This window comes from Paenibacillus sp. DCT19, assembly GCF_003268635.1.
Taxonomy (GTDB): Bacteria; Bacillota; Bacilli; order Paenibacillales; family Paenibacillaceae; genus Paenibacillus.
Genome location: NZ_CP029639.1, coordinates 6,067,895 through 6,085,341, shown reverse-complemented (window position 1 = coordinate 6,085,341; position 17,447 = coordinate 6,067,895). Strand labels below are relative to the sequence as shown.

12 protein-coding genes are annotated in these 17,447 nt (G+C 47.0%); 7 read left to right on the top strand and 5 right to left on the bottom strand.

The genetic code is table 11. The features are described 5' to 3' along the window. The first annotated feature begins 248 nt into the window (after positions 1 to 248). The 3 genes from DMB88_RS27615 to DMB88_RS27605 all read left to right on the top strand — a co-directional run bounded on the left by DMB88_RS27615 (position 249) and on the right by DMB88_RS27605 (position 5,112). Positions 249 to 2,021: a sensor histidine kinase gene (locus DMB88_RS27615; protein WP_128103855.1), complete on the top strand. Its 1,773-nt coding sequence runs from the start codon at positions 249 to 251 to the stop codon at positions 2,019 to 2,021. Further along, positions 1,997 to 3,292, top strand: a complete 1,296-nt coding sequence (locus DMB88_RS27610; protein WP_251383380.1) for an ABC transporter substrate-binding protein — start codon at positions 1,997 to 1,999, stop codon at positions 3,290 to 3,292. The genes DMB88_RS27615 and DMB88_RS27610 overlap by 25 nt, the downstream gene beginning before the upstream one ends. Before the next feature lie 239 nt (positions 3,293 to 3,531). After that, a complete protein-coding gene (locus DMB88_RS27605; RefSeq protein WP_128103854.1) occupies positions 3,532 to 5,112 on the top strand; it encodes a hypothetical protein in 1,581 nt (526 codons plus the stop codon). Between the two features lie 121 nt (positions 5,113 to 5,233). On the opposite strand, the gene DMB88_RS27600 is transcribed toward DMB88_RS27605, so the two are convergent. Further along, positions 5,234 to 6,268 carry an ABC transporter substrate-binding protein gene (locus tag DMB88_RS27600; RefSeq protein ID WP_128103853.1) on the bottom strand — a complete coding sequence of 345 codons (1,035 nt, stop codon included), beginning with the start codon at positions 6,266 to 6,268 and terminating at the stop codon, positions 5,234 to 5,236. Between the two features lie 92 nt (positions 6,269 to 6,360). Further along, complete coding sequence (locus DMB88_RS27595) at positions 6,361 to 8,016, bottom strand: AraC family transcriptional regulator (protein ID WP_128103852.1); 1,656 nt, start codon at positions 8,014 to 8,016, stop codon at positions 6,361 to 6,363. A gap of 484 nt (positions 8,017 to 8,500) precedes the next feature. Here DMB88_RS27595 and DMB88_RS27590 point away from each other — a divergent pair, with 484 nt between their 5' ends. Further along, complete coding sequence (locus tag DMB88_RS27590) at positions 8,501 to 9,526, top strand: LacI family DNA-binding transcriptional regulator (RefSeq protein ID WP_128103851.1); 1,026 nt, start codon at positions 8,501 to 8,503, stop codon at positions 9,524 to 9,526. A gap of 207 nt (positions 9,527 to 9,733) precedes the next feature. Continuing rightward, positions 9,734 to 13,129, top strand: coding sequence for a GH36-type glycosyl hydrolase domain-containing protein (locus tag DMB88_RS27585; RefSeq protein ID WP_128103850.1), 3,396 nt, complete (start codon positions 9,734 to 9,736; stop codon positions 13,127 to 13,129). Positions 13,130 to 13,311: 182 nt separating this feature from the next. On the opposite strand, the gene DMB88_RS27580 is transcribed toward DMB88_RS27585, so the two are convergent. After that, positions 13,312 to 14,514 (bottom strand): methyltransferase domain-containing protein, encoded by a 1,203-nt coding sequence (locus DMB88_RS27580; protein WP_164848803.1) that lies wholly within the window; start codon positions 14,512 to 14,514, stop codon positions 13,312 to 13,314. Between the two features lie 336 nt (positions 14,515 to 14,850). Between DMB88_RS27580 and DMB88_RS27575 the strand changes: the two genes are divergently transcribed. Together DMB88_RS27575 and DMB88_RS27570 are read left to right on the top strand one after the other, a co-directional pair. Beyond that, positions 14,851 to 15,348 carry a GNAT family N-acetyltransferase gene (locus DMB88_RS27575; protein WP_128103848.1) on the top strand — a complete coding sequence of 166 codons (498 nt, stop codon included), beginning with the start codon at positions 14,851 to 14,853 and terminating at the stop codon, positions 15,346 to 15,348. Positions 15,349 to 15,367: 19 nt separating this feature from the next. Further along, on the top strand, positions 15,368 to 16,156 hold the full coding sequence (locus DMB88_RS27570) for an SDR family oxidoreductase (RefSeq protein ID WP_128103847.1): 789 nt from the start codon (positions 15,368 to 15,370) through the stop codon (positions 16,154 to 16,156). A 212-nt stretch (positions 16,157 to 16,368) separates the two neighbouring features. On the opposite strand, the gene DMB88_RS27565 is transcribed toward DMB88_RS27570, so the two are convergent. Further along, entirely contained in the window at positions 16,369 to 16,917 is a 549-nt protein-coding gene (locus tag DMB88_RS27565) for a GNAT family N-acetyltransferase (RefSeq protein ID WP_056702081.1), read from the bottom strand. 33 nt (positions 16,918 to 16,950) lie between these two features. Next, positions 16,951 to 17,208 carry a DUF2164 domain-containing protein gene (locus DMB88_RS27560; protein ID WP_128103846.1) on the bottom strand — a complete coding sequence of 86 codons (258 nt, stop codon included), beginning with the start codon at positions 17,206 to 17,208 and terminating at the stop codon, positions 16,951 to 16,953. Positions 17,209 to 17,447: the final 239 nt, after the last annotated feature.

The following is a 17,447-nucleotide window of genomic DNA, read 5'->3' as shown; positions in this document are numbered from 1 at the left end:
CAGCGATCGGAAGGTTATTCTGTCATCGGAGTGGTAAGTGTAAACCTTCTTTAGTTGAAGCTATATAGACGAATCAACATTTGTGCGCGAACAAAACGGAAGGATCATGGATCATCCAAGCGTTGAATGCTGCTAAATGAGCGGGGCGCTAAAAAGATATAGGAGAATTTTCCTGCATGTGATATATCTAGTAGAGGTTCTTCAACACGCACTAGTAAAATCACGTGGATCAAAGGAGCGCTTGTGTCATGATAGCCTACCGCAAACTAAGTATCAAAATGAAAATGTTCCTGATGATCATGTTCATGATGGCATTTATTATCACGCTGGCTTTCAGTTCCTTGTATTATACGTATTCCGTTTATGATAAACAGTTATTCGATAAATCCTCTCGGCTGCTGAATCTCTCGTCCTCTACGGTTGATCTTGAATTGCAGAAGTTGGAAGCGTTATCACTGAATATGATTTCCGATATGCAAATCCAGCGGGCGCTAAAATCTCTGTTAGAGGATGACACGGCATATTCCAGTTTTATTGAGCGTAAAAAGATTACAGATCGACTATGGGAACACATTAGCGGGGCTGCACGTTACGTGCAGTCCGTTCATTTAATTGATTCGCAGGGAAGAGTGAATAAGTATGGCGAGACAATAACCGTATCTGAGGAAAAGTACGATCGTATGATTGCAGCTGCTGAGCATGCAAATGGTGCTGTCAGGTGGCTGTATCCAGACGATGATGACCCGATGCTGGTTATGGTTCGACAGGTACGAGCCTACGATCCGATGACGCTCAAGCCTGTCGGCATTTTGTTTCTGCGGATTAACATCGAACGTCTCGTGAAGGAATACGCAGGATTGGACAGCCAGAATAGCGATATTGTGCTGAAGGCAGGGGACGACGTCGTTTATCCATATCGACAGCTCCAGAACACGGTATCCGAAGGGCTGAAGCCTTTACCGGGCAGTGGGGGATATGAGATCAAAAACCTGGATGGAAGGGCAGTATTTCTAGCGCAAAAGAAATCGTCCTACACCGGCTGGGTCTACTATAACATGGCCTCCTATCACGAGATTTTTGAGCGAATCATATGGCTGAAAAATGCGTTAATCGTCGTTTATGTCATAGCCATTGTCATCGTACTAACGCTTGGGATGGTATTTGCACGCAGCTTAACGAGGCCGATTAGACAGCTCATCGGACAGATGAAAGAGGTCCAGTATGGCGATCTCGACAATATCGATCATGCCAATCTAACCGTGCCAACGCATCATCACATGGATGAGATCGGGTTATTGCACCGTACATATCGGTTGATGATCACCCACATCAATACACTGATTAAAGAAAATTATGCAAGCCAACTGGTCATTAAGGAAACGGAGTTCAAGGCGTTGCAGGCTCAGATTAATCCGCATTTTCTGTATAATGCCTTGGATTCTATCCATTGGCTTGCCAAAAAGCATAAGCAGGAACAGATCTCCAGTATGGTGCTGTCACTCGGCTATTTACTACGCACATCGATCAGCTTCAAGCAGAATGTCATCACCTTGGCAGAAGAGCTGGAGATCGTCAATCATTACGTTACGATTCAGAAGTATCGTTTTCAGCATCGACTGGATTTCCACCTGCATGTACCACAGCCTTACCTAGGGTGCGCTATTCCCAAGTTGACGTTACAGCCGATATTGGAGAACGCGATCCAATACGGGCTGGAGCCGCAAGTGGGCGCCTGTCAGATTCGTGTGTATGCGGAGCTGTCGGAAGGGAAGCTGTTGCTTGTCGTTGAAGATCACGGGCCAGGCATGGAACCGGAATTCGTGGAGAAGGTGCTTCGCGGTGAAGTGGAGACCCGAGGTACAGGAATTGGTCTGATGAACATCAGAGAGCGGCTGCGTCTAGCCTTCGGCGACGATCATGACATCAGGCTGGAGAGCAAGCCGGGGTGCGGAACCAAGGTCACGGTTCCCTTACCGCTGCCGAAGGAGGAGAAGCTGTGGGAAGATTACTGCGAACAATAGGCATCATCTGCCTGACGGCAGCTCTGCTCGGTTGTGTGCCCCAATTTGCTCAAAGGCCTGGTATGGTGATTGAAGAAGAACCTATTACGCTACGTATTGCCTGGTGGGGCGGAGAATTCCGTAACAATGCCACGATTGAGGTCATCCATCAATACGAACAATTGAATCCGCATGTGAACATTGAGTACGAATACAGCAGCTTCAACGAATATTGGAGGAAGATGGCCCCACTGGCCGCGGGAAACGCACTTCCAGATATTATCCAGATGGACATTTCGTATTTGGCTCAATATAGCTCACTACAGCTATTGGAGGATCTATCTCCGTATGCGCAACGTGGATTACTGGATACGAAGGACGTGGACAAACAGCAGTTGGATAGTGGCAGTATAGACGGCAAAGTTTATGGACTGAGCCTAGGCGTTAATGCGCTGATGAGTATCTATGATCCGGAAGTGTTGCAGGCGAACGGCATTGAATTCCCGACAGATGCATGGACTTGGGACGATTTTGATCAGATGGGCAAGCACATCCAAGGACGGGGCATCTATCTGGGCACCTATCTTACTCCAGAGCAGTTTTTCGCGTATTATTTGAGGCAGCATGGTGCTAAGCTGTACGCGGAGGATGGGACACGTCTCGGTTATGAGAATGACGAATTATTTGTGGAATATTTTGGACTGATGCAACGACTCGCGCAGGATAAACTCATCTTTGCCCCAGACATCTGGACCTCAGATATCGGTAAGCCGGACAATGATCCGTTTTATTTAGGTGAGGCGCTGTTTAGCTGGGGGTACTCCAACCAATTCATCAGTACAACAGAGCGTTATGGGAAGCCGTTGTCTATTGCCCCAATGCCGGGGCCTAATAACTCAGATGGGCTGTTTCTGAAGCCAGGCATGTTCTTCTCCATCGCGGGTAATTCCAGACAGAAGGAAGAGGCAGCGAAGTTTATTAGCTTTTTCGTCAATGATCTAGATGCCAATCTGCTGCTCAAAGGGGAGCGTGGTGTGCCGGTTTCTTCCAGTGTGCGGGAGCAGATGAGAAGGATCGTTGAACCGGAGCAAGCACAAGTATTCGATTATATAGATTGGGTCGCAGACCATAGCAGTCCAATGGATGCTCCTGATCCTGTAGGTAGCTCCGAAGTCACTGCCGTGCTGCGTGAGCTGTATGATCTGCTGTTATTTGGCAAGTTAACGGCGGACGATGCAGCGCAGCAATTTCGTGAACGTGCCAACGCCATTTTGACGAGAAGTGAGACCTAGCATTCTAATAATGATAAGGTCATTCTGTCATCAGAGTGGCGAGTGTTACTACTCTTTATCTTTCAATTTATATAGTTTAACCCTCATTCTGCATGGATGAGGGTTTTTGTTATGGAATGGTGGATATTTCCTCTAGTATAATTAAACTGGGTAGTCATGCTGCCAATAGATTCGGAGTTTCGAAGATTAGAAGTTTGGAAGATGTTATCCATATATCAACCGATGAGGAGTGTCAGGACATGTCCATACATCACATGGGTCAAAAGGTTACATTTGCAGATATCAAAACGAGGTTGCCTCACGAAAGCTGGATGTATACACAGAATGAATCGCATGACGGTGAATTCGATGCCGAGGAAGTATGGCTGCATTCGGGTGATCTTCATCTCAGTGAGCTGTTACTCGATGAGGGGCCTTTTTTAATTATGGTTGAGGGAAATCTGACAGTTGATCGTTATATTGGAAACACAGAATCCGACGCGGCCGCTTCCAACCTGGTTGTGCTTGGTGATCTTACAACGCCTTATATGCTCGTGGGAGGGCAGGAAATATATATTACAGGTAATCTTGTTGTGGAGGATATGTTCTGGGGAGATTATAGCCATGGAGAATTGACGGTGAAAGGCAACGTAGAAGGTGGGTTGCTGGTAAGTACAGAGCAATATGGAATACAGGTTCAGGGACAACGGAAGGTGAAGCGTCAGGTTGAAGAGTGGGAGGATCTCGGACCATGGCAGGGCTTCAACATGTTGGAGTTATTTGTTCCTGAGTGTGTCATTGACGAAGATACAGAAGAGCCGTTTCCATGGCGAGAAGAGATGTTAAAGCGGCTGCAGCAAGGACAACCTATCATCCATCGAGAGTATATTCAGGCCGCTGGAATAGAGCCGAATGTACCGGATTGGTTCGAAGATCATCGAGTTAGCGCTGCAAACATACAATGTCTTACGCATCCTTCATTATTGCCTGTAAGGGAGGATGATGAGTTGCTGAACAGCTATGAGTTTTGGCTTGGTGAACAGTTTTGCCGAGCATCCGTCTATGGGGATGAGTATACGGAGGGTTACTTCCGAAGCTTGTATTTTCAGGGCGAACATGGCTGTGCATTGTTGCTTAAAGTAGAACCAGCAGACCAAGCCTCGGGCACTCCTGATGAAGATGCTGAACATGCGGGTAATTCTGTCTGGATGCTCTCAGGCGCATATCGTTATGTGAACGGAGAGAACTCTGAATGGAGCGAATTCTCAGAGAACTCACCTGCGGATATTCAACAGTTGAGCATAAATGGATGGAACACGTTGTTGCAGTCTGTATCGAATTATCAGTATGCTCGCACCTTGATTTCGCCGCAGCTTATTCGTGATTTATTAGCTCTGCCGATCGTGGAGCCCTATGACGATTATTATGATGATGATCGGCACGGGCTGTGGATTGGAGACTTCTACTTTGCATTTCGACAAGCAGGTCAATTGTGTGATGATGTTCCCCAGCCAGCTATGCTGCGGATTGGTAGAGAGTATACGGATGCACAAGGGGAGACGCAGGTCGAGAAATACTTCTTTACGCTGCATCAGCATGCGGACGGCACGGAAATTGTGCTGATTGAATACTCGGCTCAGGAGGACGAGGATGAGGATGAGCCGGTGTTGCTTGAACTTCATTATGCGGGTGGCTCCCAATTACTGCATGCCGTTCAATTGCTGGAACGTGGACGCAAAGAGCTCATTCAGGCCAATGAGGATTTATTGACTGGGGAACTGCCCTACGGTGTTGAATCCTTTGCGAAGCGATATTGGAAATCCAAAGGATACCTGAAATGAAATAAAAAAGGCTATGCTATAAAACAAGACGCCCAAGCAGGTTGAACCTGCCTGGAGCGTCTTGTTTGTTCATTTGTATTGAAGAGTAGCGAGAGAGAGGTAGGCAGTAGGCAAATACGTATTATTTGCGGTTCTGCTCTGCCCGCTCCACGATCATGTCGGCGAATTCCTCGGCTTGGCCTTGGATCGCAATCGGATCAAAGTACCAGTAGCGGTCTTCTTGCAATTCATAGACTTGATTGTTTTTTACCGCCGGAAGGGACTTCCAGATGGCATCTCCTTCATAACCCGCATTGCTCTCATCTACCGTCAGCAGGATATGGTCTCCTGCATACTCACCGATGACTTCACGCGAGATTTCTTTCCACTGTGTGTCCCCCATAAGTTCCTGCTTGGTGATCTCAAGCGGTGCTAGCGCTAGGGCACGATAGATTGCTTGTCCACCTCGGCCAAAGTTATCCCCGTAACCATAATACCCTTTTTCTGTTGCTTCCAGGATGGAGAAGGTTTCTTCCGGTTTTATCACCTGTTTAACTTTGTCGCGCGCAGCTGTAATACGTTCGTCGTATGTTTTCAGCCAAGCTTCGGCTTCATCTGCTCTGTCCAGCAGCTCACCGAATCCACGAATCTCTTCATGTACATCAGCGAACGTGCCATGGGTGATCACGACAGTCGTGGCGATCTTCTTAAATTTCTCAACCTCTTCTGGTTGTTTAGAAGCAGTGATAATCAGATCTGGATTAAGCGCAATAATCTTCTCCAATGATACCGTTCCACGATCACCAATATCGGCAATTCCTTGAACCTGATCGGCGTAATAAGGATTCTCCAGATAGTATTTCACGGCACCCACAGGCTTCATTCCTAATGCAAGGAGATCACTTACGTATATATCGGTAACAATCCGCTGGGGCTCAGCAGGGATTTCGACATCCCCCTCTGCGGACGCATATATGCGTGTAGCATTGGATGTACCCTCGGAATTGGATGACGTATCTGCTGCTTTTGTTTGTGCGGAGCCATCCGTTGCTTCAACCCCGGCGGTTGTTTGTTCCGTGGTGCTGGATGTATCTGTACTGCTACCACAGGCAGCTAACACCATTAAGATGGCAAGCATGATGAATAGTGCAGCAAAGCGTTTTTTTGCGACAAACATAGTCTATATCCCCCTGTTTATAATCAATAATGATTATTATTCTCATTAATAAGATAGAGGAAGAGTTCTCATTTGTACATGGACGGCTATGATCATTGATCCATGGACAAATGTGATGTTAACTGATGCGTGATATGTTTCAGTTGCTCAATCATAGAGATCGGATCGAATCCATAGAACATGTCATCACTAATGGTGTAGACTCGATTGTTCCGAAGGGCCTCCAGATTGCTCCAACACGCCTGATGAAGTAAGTGATCGACGGCTTCACGCTGGGTTAGTTCGGAGGGATACGACATGAAGATATAATCTGCCGCATACAGATGAACCTCGGATAAAGGGACATGTGCATATCCCGTGAGTAAGTGCCCCTCTCTTTTCATGTGAGCAGGAGGAGAGAAACCAAGCGATTGATACAGCACATATGAAGCTCTTCCCCAGCCTTGACCGTAGATATAGGCTCCGCTCTCCTCATTCCAGAAGATGCATACGGCTGTTCCACGTGCAGTCCCCAGGCAACGATCTAACGTAAGGTTGGCTTCTTGTTGAAGTGTATCGTAATGGGTTAACCATTGTCTGGCGTTAGCCTCAAGCCCGGTTATTCGTCCGAGTCTTAGCAATTGTTCTTGCCAGTCGAGTTCCTCAAAAGGCAGCAGGATTGTAGGTGCAATCTGCCGTAGCTTGTCTAGATTGGCATGTGGTGCATAACCGACAATGAGATCCGGATCGGCATCTGCTATGAGCTCCAGATTGTGAATAAATTCATGCTCGCCCCGCTGTTCAAATTGATCCATCCCTTGTTCTTGTAAGCGATCCTTCATCCAGCTAGCAACAGCACCCATATGGGGGATCTGACCTAATGCAATCAACGACGCGGTATAATTGAACGTAAGTGAGATAATTTTCTTCGGCTTTTTCCGGTAAAGTGTCGGCGCAGAACCAACGATCTGTTTGAATTTGCGGCTCAAATAAAACGTATCGCGATATCCTGTCAGTTCTGCCAGCTCCTGTAGAGAAGGATTCGAGAGCAGAAGATGTTCTTGCGCAATCCGAATGCGAAGTCGAGTAATATACTCGACAAACGTAAGTCCCGTCCTTTTTTTGAACTCTCGGGAGAAATGCTCTGGGCTGATACTGAACTCTCGTGCTAATTGCTCCCGGGAGAGAGGGTGTGTATACATGTCATGAATACGTTTGATCGTAAGATCCAGCCAAGAATGATTCTCCTGTGAAATGTGCCCGACTTGTTCCTGTAATGTTGCGAGTAATTGATAGAACAACATATGTACTTTAAAAGAATTGTGAGCCTCTGGAGTCATGCAGGTTTGAGCCAAATCATATATGAAGTCAGTCATACTATGGCTTGTTAAGGACGTGACCGAACCAAACGGCCAGGTATCTACTTCTTGTTCCAGCGGTTCAAAGGCGATAGCAAAACCCTGTAGCGGAGATAATGAGCCACGTTTACGCTCATGTTGAAGGTTAGTTCCTGCTCGCCGAACAATGACTGAGCCTGTATCTACTGTAAAATGTTCGTTCGCAGTGCTTAGTCTGGCTTGGCCGGCAGTCACAACATAGATGGTGTGCAGCTCGCTCCATAATTGATCCGTTCGAGAGAGAGCTTCTTGATCGTGGATCTTTACAAGATACCGAAATTTGTACATAGCAGAGGGTATGGAACAGATTTCATGCAGAGGAACAGATGCAGGTGGCGTCTTGCTATAGAAGCCGTGCTCCGAATTGCGCATAAACAATGATCTCCTTTGATCGTCTGAGTTAATAAGCAGTATAACCTATAACGAAGCGAAGTGGACGGCAACATGTGGAAACATTTAATTCAATTAAAATTGGAAAAAGAGGTTGAAATCGCTACCAACTCAGACTATAATGAAAATGTCGAAACGTTTCAATCTGCTGTTTATAAGCGTAATTAACGGTTTTCTGTATTTGGAAAAGCAAGATAAATGATATTTATACGTATAATATAATGTTGATAGAATGATAATAAATATCTTGTTAAGCTTAGTAGTAGAGGGTTTTTGAAGCAATGATGTGGCATTTTTTTGGAGAGTGTTCGAAACGTTTCGAATTGATATTGAAGCACATCCTATTAGTGCCAAAGTACCCCACAACCGTAGAATTATATTAGTTATAGTGGTTGTCACAACCCATTACAGTATAAAATGTAGCTAATAAGAGAAACTTGGTCAAGGTAGAAGGAGCGAACGTAGAATGGCGACGATTAAGGATGTGGCAAAGCTAGCAGGCGTAGCGCTCTCGACAGCTTCCTATGCGTTAAATGGGGATAGCAAGGTGAGTGCGAAAACGAAGAGTAAGGTGCTTGAAGCAGCACGTGAACTGAATTACCGCAAAAATGGCTTTGCCATGGACCTGAAGCGGAGCCGGACGAATACGATCGCTTTGATTTTGACGGACTTGTCTGGTCCGTATTATTCGGAACTGATTCGGAGTGTGCAAGATGTAGCGCTCGCTAACGGATATGATCTGATTGCGTGCAGCTCTATGGGTGAGCGTGATTCCACGGCCGTTCGATTTTTGCGTGAAAAAAGGGTAGATGGTGCGATTATACTTGCACATAACATCCATGATGATATTTTGGTAGAATCAGCAGGATCACGTTTTCCGATCATTGTGATGGATCGCCACCTTTCAGGGGATCATCTGGTGAATGTCCTGGTGGACGGGGAACAGGGTGGCTATCTTGCTACGCGCCATCTGATCCAGGAAGGGCATCGCACCATTGCCTACATCAGTGGACCGTCCAACTCGTATGACAATGCCCTGAGATATCAAGGATATCTTAGAGCTATCCAGGAAGCTGGGCTTGAGGAACGTTCGAAGTGGAAGCTGAGTGGTAGTTTTGTGCGTGAAGGTGGATATAGTGCAACCAAAATGATGATGCTACAAGGCGAGCTTCCATCGGCTGTTTTTTATGGTAATGATGAGATGGCGATTGGTGGTTTGAAGGCATTCGAGGAAAGCGGCATATCCGTTCCGAATGACATTTCAGTTGTTGGTTTCGATGATATTCAGCTGTCGGAATACGTGCATCCTCCGCTTACAACAATCCGTCAGCCTAAGCATGAAGCGGGATCATTGGCAGGACATCTGTTATTCCAGATGCTGAACGGTGAAGCTGTGAATCCATCATATACGTTAACAATTGATATGGTGGTACGACGTTCCGTGCGGTCTGTTCAATCAAGTAATGACACACAACCCATAAAGCCTGCCTAACAATCGGCGGTAAATGCTCGTAATGGCGTGGCTTTGGAACATATAAGCAAGATATGGCTAAAAATGATTCACAAGTGCGCAGTGAATAAAGGGGTTCATCGTCGGGATTAGGCTTAACATGCTCGATCCTTAGGGAATCCCTATTCTTTTTCAGACAATTCGAAACGTTTCGAATTTGAGTTTATATTACATCAAGGAGTGGATTAGATGACAACGATGACTAATGAATCGATCCGGCTGACTGCCGGGGAACTGACATTTACCTTTTTGAATAGTGGAGATCTGTATCAGGCGACTTCTGGCACAACGATGCTGAACCAGTTGCTTAGCAACCCGATTGATGGGTCACTGAATAACCTGTACCTACGGGTGTTTGAGGGTAGCAACATTCATGCTGTTCCATTGCTCGGAGCACACTCCAATAGCAAAGTCGTAAAAAGTAAGTCCTTGCCAAGCAACCAGCTAATCTGGGAAGGTACAGTAACATTGGATGGCAAAGAGCAAGAGATTGGTTATCAGGTTGTGTTTACGGCTACTGCGCAAGGGATCTGGTTCTGGGATGTGAAGCTTCACGGACAACACGATCATGTGGATGTCGTGTACGGACAAGACGTAGGTCTTGCCGATCCAGGTGCAGTACGGAGCAATGAGGCGTATCTGTCACAATATATCGATCACACCGTATTTGAAGATGCAACCAAAGGGTATGTTGTATGTTCCCGTCAGAATCAGCCTCAAGGCGGCGCATTTCCCTATATGCAGCAAGGATCACTAACCAAAGCGGTAGGCTACTCTACGGACGGATTCCAGTTCTTCGGTCTGTCTTACAAAGAAACCAATAAGCCTGAGGGCTTGAGTCACCCAATGCTCGCTAATGAGACATATCAGTACGAATTCGCCTACACGGCGCTACAGTCGGAAGCCTTGAAACTGGATGGAGAAGCACAAGTTGTTTTCTACGGACTCGCGAAGCCAGATCATCCCACAGGCATCTCTGCCCTGGAATTTGGGGATGAAGTAGCGGCAGCTTGGAATAAAGTTCAAGCAGATTCTGTTCAGCATGGCGAAACGTTGGAGCAAGTGAAACGGTCTGCACGCCTTGGTGAGCCGCTGGTGACGGTTGATCTGACGGAAGAAGAGATTAATCACTTGTTCCCTGAACGGCATCAGGAAGAGCGCAGCGGAGACTCCCTGTTATCCTTCTTCACAGGTAGTTACGAGCATATTGTCTTGAAGGCAAAAGAGTTGCTCGTAGAACGTCCGCATGGTCATATTCTGATGAGCGGTGGCAATGTGAAGCTCGGAGCACAGGTGATCACGACAACATCATACATGTACGGTATTTTCAACTCCCAGCTTGTCATTGGGAATACGAATTTTAATAAAATGATAAGCAATGCCCGCAACGCCCTGAACGTACCTAAGACAGCAGGACAACGAATCTACGTGGAGCTGGATGGAGTCTATCGTTTGCTGACCATGCCATCGCTCTTCGAAATAGGTTTCAACTATGTACGCTGGATGTACAAAACCGAATCGGACACATTCATCATTACAAACTACACGGGTACAAATACAACCGAAGTACGTATGGATGTGCGTTCAACGAGTGGTCAGGCATACCGCTATCTGGTAACGAGCCAAGTGACGATGAATGTGAATGAATATGAGTATCCGCTACATATGGAGCAGGATGGCAATACGTTGATCTTCATAGCAGACTCCCAGGCGATTAGTGCAGGAACATATCCTGACTTGCAATATCGAATGACGGTGGAAGGAACTGCTTTTAAGGTGGACGACGAATCCTTGCTGGCAAGCGGTGTACGTAGTGGTAGTGCATCTCTAGTTACACTCAGTCTGGAGGAAAGTGCTGAGTGGACGCTAACGATCCAAGGAATACTTGAAGGTCAAGCAGAGGATTCGGCAGCAACGCTTGATTCAAGCCTGACGTTTGAAGAAGAAGTTCAGGCGTATCGTGAATTTTTCGCGGGTGTTATGAATGGGTTCCGCTTATCACGCGGTGAAGGTCAGAATGCAGAGGATCTATTTAAAGTTAATGCACTGGCATGGTGGTACACGCACAATATGCTAGTTCACTACTCTGTGCCTCACGGATTGGAGCAATACGGCGGAGCAGCATGGGGTACGCGGGATGTATGCCAAGGACCTGTTGAGTATTTCATGGCAACGCAAAAATATGAGCAGGTAGCCGATATCATCAAAATGGTCTATACCCACCAATATGAAGATGATGGTAACTGGCCTCAGTGGTTCATGTTTGATAAATATTTTGCCATTCAACAGGAAGAGAGTCATGGTGATATTATCGTATGGCCGCTCAAAGTACTTGCAGACTATCTGACAGCGACTCGCGATTATGGGATTCTGGATGAGAAGGTGCCGTATACCGTTAAGCATAGCTTCGGATTTACAGAAAAGACAGCAACGGTGCTGGATCATGCCAAAAAAGAAATTGAATATATCCGTGCCAACTTCCTGCACGATACATTTTTATCTTCCTACGGGGATGGCGACTGGGATGATACGCTCCAGCCGGCGAATGCACAGCTCAAGCAATATATGGTGAGCAGCTGGACAGTTGCCCTAACTTATCAATCCGTGAACGTGCTCTCCCAAGCGCTGCAATCTAAGGATGCGGAATTTGCACAGGAGCTTGAAGTGCTGGCACAAGGCATTCGTGAGGACTTTAACCGTTACATGTTAGGTACAGATGTAATTCCGGGGTTTGTGTACATGGAGGAAGCGGATCAAGCGAAGTTGATGCTGCATCCAACAGATACAGAAACAGGTATTCAGTATCGTCTGTTGCCTATGACGCGCAGCATGATTGGTGAATTGCTGAATGCGGAGCAGGCTGAATCACACTATGCCCTGATCCGTGAGCAATTCCTATGCCCGGATGGCGTACGTCTGATGAATCGTCCGGCTCAATATGCTGGCGGTGTGAGCAGTCACTTCAAACGGGCCGAGCAGGCGTCCAACTTCGGACGTGAGATTGGTCTGCAGTATGTGCATGCGCATATCCGTTACGTGGAAGCCATGGCGAAGCTGGGCAAGACGGATCAGGTATGGAATGGTCTGGCGATGATCAACCCGATCGGTATCAATGAGGTTGTGCCAAATGCGGAGATCCGCCAAGCGAACGCCTACTTCAGTAGTTCTGACGGTAAATTCAACACACGCTATGAAGCGCAGGAACATTTTGACCAGTTGCGTAAAGGAACTGTACAGGTGAAGGGTGGATGGAGAATCTACTCCAGCGGCCCTGGAATCTACATGAACCAACTGATCTCGAACGCACTTGGCATCCGTCAGGAGGGTGGAGATCTGGTCATTGACCCTGTATTGCCAGCAGAGCTGGATGGTATGCAGTTCGAATTCGAGTATGCGGGTGAGTCGGTGACATTTATCTACCACTTGAGTACAGGTGCAGTTAACCGTGTGACGGTGAATGGCCAGGAGATCCATGCGGAAAGCACGATTAACCGTTATCGTCAGGGCGGTGTCTGCATCTCGCAGGAGACGTTCAAACAAGCACGTGGTGCTGCTGAGCGTACAGTTATTGATATTTATATGTAATGTGTAATCAGGAGAGAGGCAAATAATACACAATCTTGTTGGTACTCTCTTCTGTCCCCTATACACTAAAAAGAAGCTCTACCTTGATCAGTGGAAGTAAGTTTGTCCATTTACAAGGGGGGCTTCTTTTCTTTATATATGAGGATGGAAATCCAATCGAACTTAATGAGATTTTCCGCTGCCTATCGCAGTGGGACGGCCAGCACAGTGTGCAACAGCTCATTGTACCGGATATGCTTCGTCACATACCCATGGCTCTCCAGCCAACCGCACAGTTCACCCAGTAGGGGGAAGTGCCGCTCTCGAACAGCGCGTAGCCATTCTTCCTGTCCAGTGTGCTTAACTTGATCCGTAAATGCATTCCGGTGGTCAACATCTGTGAACATAAGGTCAGTAAGGCAGATACGTCCCCGCGAGGTTAACACCCGCTGCATTTCCTCCAGTGCCAGTAGCTGCTGGTCGGGGCTTAGATGGTGAAAGGCGAAGCTGGATACAACAAAATCAAAGGAATCTCCCTCAAAAGGCAGTGCCAGAAAATTGCCGAGCTTCACATGCATCTCCGGATACTTGTTACGACAGGTACGCAGCATCTCCCGTGATTGATCGATGGCTGTCATGTCAGTGCCGTGCTGTAGCAGTTTCCCAGCCAGATTACCCGTTCCTGTACCAATATCAAGTCCTTTCTCTCCAAGGGCGGGAGAAATCCAACGAGCCGTCTGTTCGAGCGCTTCGTCATAGTTGTGATACAGATAAAAGGAAGACTGTACCGTATTATTGGAGTCGCTTAACATGGAATGATCTGTATCTGCATTATGATGTGGGTGTGGAACTTCATGCTCATCGCTTATAGGCGGGGCATAATTCGAATGATGCTTGCCCTCTGAATTGGCTTGTCCATTACTGACGCTGTCCGCCACCTGCACTCTCTCGTCATGGATGGCGGCCTGCGTGTCGTAGTTCCAGCGGTCATGCCAGTTCTGCCTCGCTTCACGCAAGCGGCGTGAGCTGTCTGCAAGCACATGCAGGTGACTGACATCCAGTGGCCCCTCCTGACGATTCAGATCAATCATGCGCTGGGTGGTATCCAGCATACGTTTGAGTTCGATCCACTGAGCGTACATGACGGCTTGTTGCAGCTCCAAGTATTCTTCCAGCCGTTGTTGATTACCTTGGTCGATCTCTCCGATGGCGTGCGCGATGTCCTCAAGCGACATGCCGATCTCACGGAGCGCGACAATGGTCTGTAAGCGCCATATATCATTCTCTGTGTAACTTCGGTATCCGTTGTCTGTTTGTTTCACAGGAGATATCAATCCTTTTTCCTCATAAAAACGAATCGCCCTCGCAGATATACCAAGCCTGTCTGCTGCCTCCTTGATGTTCATCCTGCTGCACCTCCTTGTACTTTCAGTATAAACCATGACGTTACGTTAAGGTTAAGCGTTACTTTTAGATTAGGGTATGTCATCTAACTCTGGAGGGAGTAGAGTGCGGCGACTTTTCGTTCCAGTTCAGTAGTTTTGTGCATTTGCAAAATTTTAGTCCAGTCTGAGGCTATGCTACAATATAGAACAACGTAGTCTTCAACATTCCTCTATCTATTCGTGGGACATCGCCGTATGGGATGAGTTGCAAGACTAGACCGTGAAACGAACAAACTTATCTCTATGGGAACGCTGCAATTCGCAGCGATATATTATTGCATGAAAGGTTGCGCGATTATGTTAACAAGCCATACCTATACGATTCGACCATCCGAGATCCAAGATACGCGTCAACTGATGGATTTGGATGCGCTGGTGTGGGACAAAAACACTTCACCTGCACCGTTTCAATGGCGATCCAGACAGCAATATCTACAGCACTGTCCTCCGGGGTCTCAGTTACTCGCCGTACAGGGAGAACGCGTATGTGGTTACGTTGGTTTCCACCCAGCGACAGCAATGCCTGTTAATCAACATGTGTATGAGATTAATATTGCAGTTCATCCCCATGATCGCCGCTGTGGGATTGCGACAGCGTTGATGGATGCGATGAAGCAGCATGCGCGTGAGCAGGGAATTAGGAAGCTGCGGTTACGCGTGTTATCGAGTAATCCGGGGGCTATCGCTTTTTATACACAATGTGGCTTCTTAACAGAAGGTAGATTAGTGTCTGAATTTTATATTGACGGGAAATATGTAGACGACATTCTGATGAGTTATTTTATCGAAGCATAAGCGTGAAGGAGGAATAACGATGGATATGGGACTTCAAGGGAAGAAGGCACTTGTACTCGCGTCGAGTCAAGGACTAGGCAAAGCGGTGGCAGCTCAATTGGCAGCAGAAGGCGCGGATGTGATGCTTGCAAGCCGGAACGAGGAGAAGCTGATGGCAGTTAAGGAAGAACTGCTTGCGGCTGGCGGCGGCGGACGAGTTGAATTTTGTGTAACCGACGTGACGCGTAAGGAAGATATCGAAGCTCTGATCCGCAAGACAGGTGAGTTATTTGGTCGGATCGATATTCTGGTGAATAACTCAGGCGGGCCGCCCTCAGGTACGTTTGAATCGCTGACAGATGAAGATTGGGAGCATGCATTTGAATTAAATGTACTCAGCTATGTAAGGGTAATCCGTGGCGTTCTTCCCTATATGAAGGAGAGCGGCGGCCATATCGTAAACATCGCCTCTACCTCAGTGAAGCAGCCGATTCCAGGGCTAATTCTATCGAACACCTTCCGTACAGGTGTATTTGGTATGGCGAAGTCGTTATCACAGGAATTAGCGCCGTATGGCATTTTAATTAACACCGTATCCCCGGGACGAATTGGCACGGATCGAATACGTGATCTGGATGCTGCGCGGGCAGAGCAGAACGGAATCAGTATTGAAGAAGTGGGCGAGCAATTCCGTAAGGAAATACCATTGGGGCGCTACGGACAACCGGAGGAGTTTGCTAAGGCCGTCGTGTTCCTTCTATCTGGTGCCAATACGTATATTACAGGAGCTTCCCTCGTGGTTGACGGAGGTATGGTACGAGCACTCTAGTATAGGTCTGAGTCAGACGTTAGATATAATGGGAATGCATAATCAAAAGTTTAATAGTGAAACCCCTCTATAGTCGATATGTCGAATAGAGGGGGTTCATTGAGTTGTAGATCATATTTTGCAGTCTAGGTGTAGTTTAAATGTTGGTTTCATCCATGTCATAATTTTGTATAGAAGCAGAGGAACTATGAAATGGATTCGTATGTACTAATTTAGCGCAGAAGTTCCCACTCATGCTGTAACATGCCATATACAGCGTGGTTCACGTAGCCTTTAGGCAGCTTCTCTGCTTGGCGAATGACGCCCTCCAGCACGAATCCAAGCCGCTCTGGAATAGCTCGGCTGCGTTTGTTATTGGTTGCCGAACGAATCTCCACTCGGTTCAGGTCCAATGTTACTAGCGCATAATCTACGAGCACCCGGCACGCACTGGTCATCAATCCTTGCCCCTCGTAACCTTTTCCAAGCCAGTATCCAATACTTACGGAGCGATTCGTCCAATTAATTTCATGGAAGCCAATGATGCCTGCAAGCTCACCTTTTAACCATACACCTGCGGTAAATCCACCATTTTCAGCACCTTGCTTCAAGGCATTGGTAATAAAATTTGAGGTATGCTCGATTTCGGTCACATGATCCACCCATGGTAGCCAGTGTCTTAATTGATCCCGTGAACGATCTGTAAGTTCAAATAATGGTTTCGTGTGCTCCATCGAGAGAGGGCGTAGTTCAGTATATTCATCCAATGAATAGGTAAACATGAGTGCAACCTTCTTTCTTAGTCAATTTAGGGTTTAACGGGACTTAGGGGGCAATTTGCGTTCTAACGCAAACAGATCCTCTTCCAGCGAGGCCATACGTTGATTCGCGGTGGTGCGTGCATCAGAGATGGCCTGATTATATATGTAGGGAGCGAGCTGGGTCATGAATAGATCCAGTACACCCCAAGCTGCCAAATCGCCCAGTTCTTCGCCGCGTTCCTCTTCGAAATACGACTGGATGGTGCGTATGGCGTCATCCTGCTGTTCTTTGGTCAGTTTTAGCGTGTTCAATTGGGAAACCCTCCCTTAAAATTTGGTTTTATTATCATGCTACATGATTCGTGCGCACCCGTCAAAATGGTTATAGGCCTATCTTGAATGCGTTTGATCCTGACTTTGGTGCCGTTCTTTATTGAACTCATCCTCCGTTAAAGGTATATTTAAATGAAACGCGTACGAAACTTTCCAGAAAGCAACATGCTCTGGTTTCTGTCTTCGTATATCCAAAGGATGATAGCGGAATTGCTGCA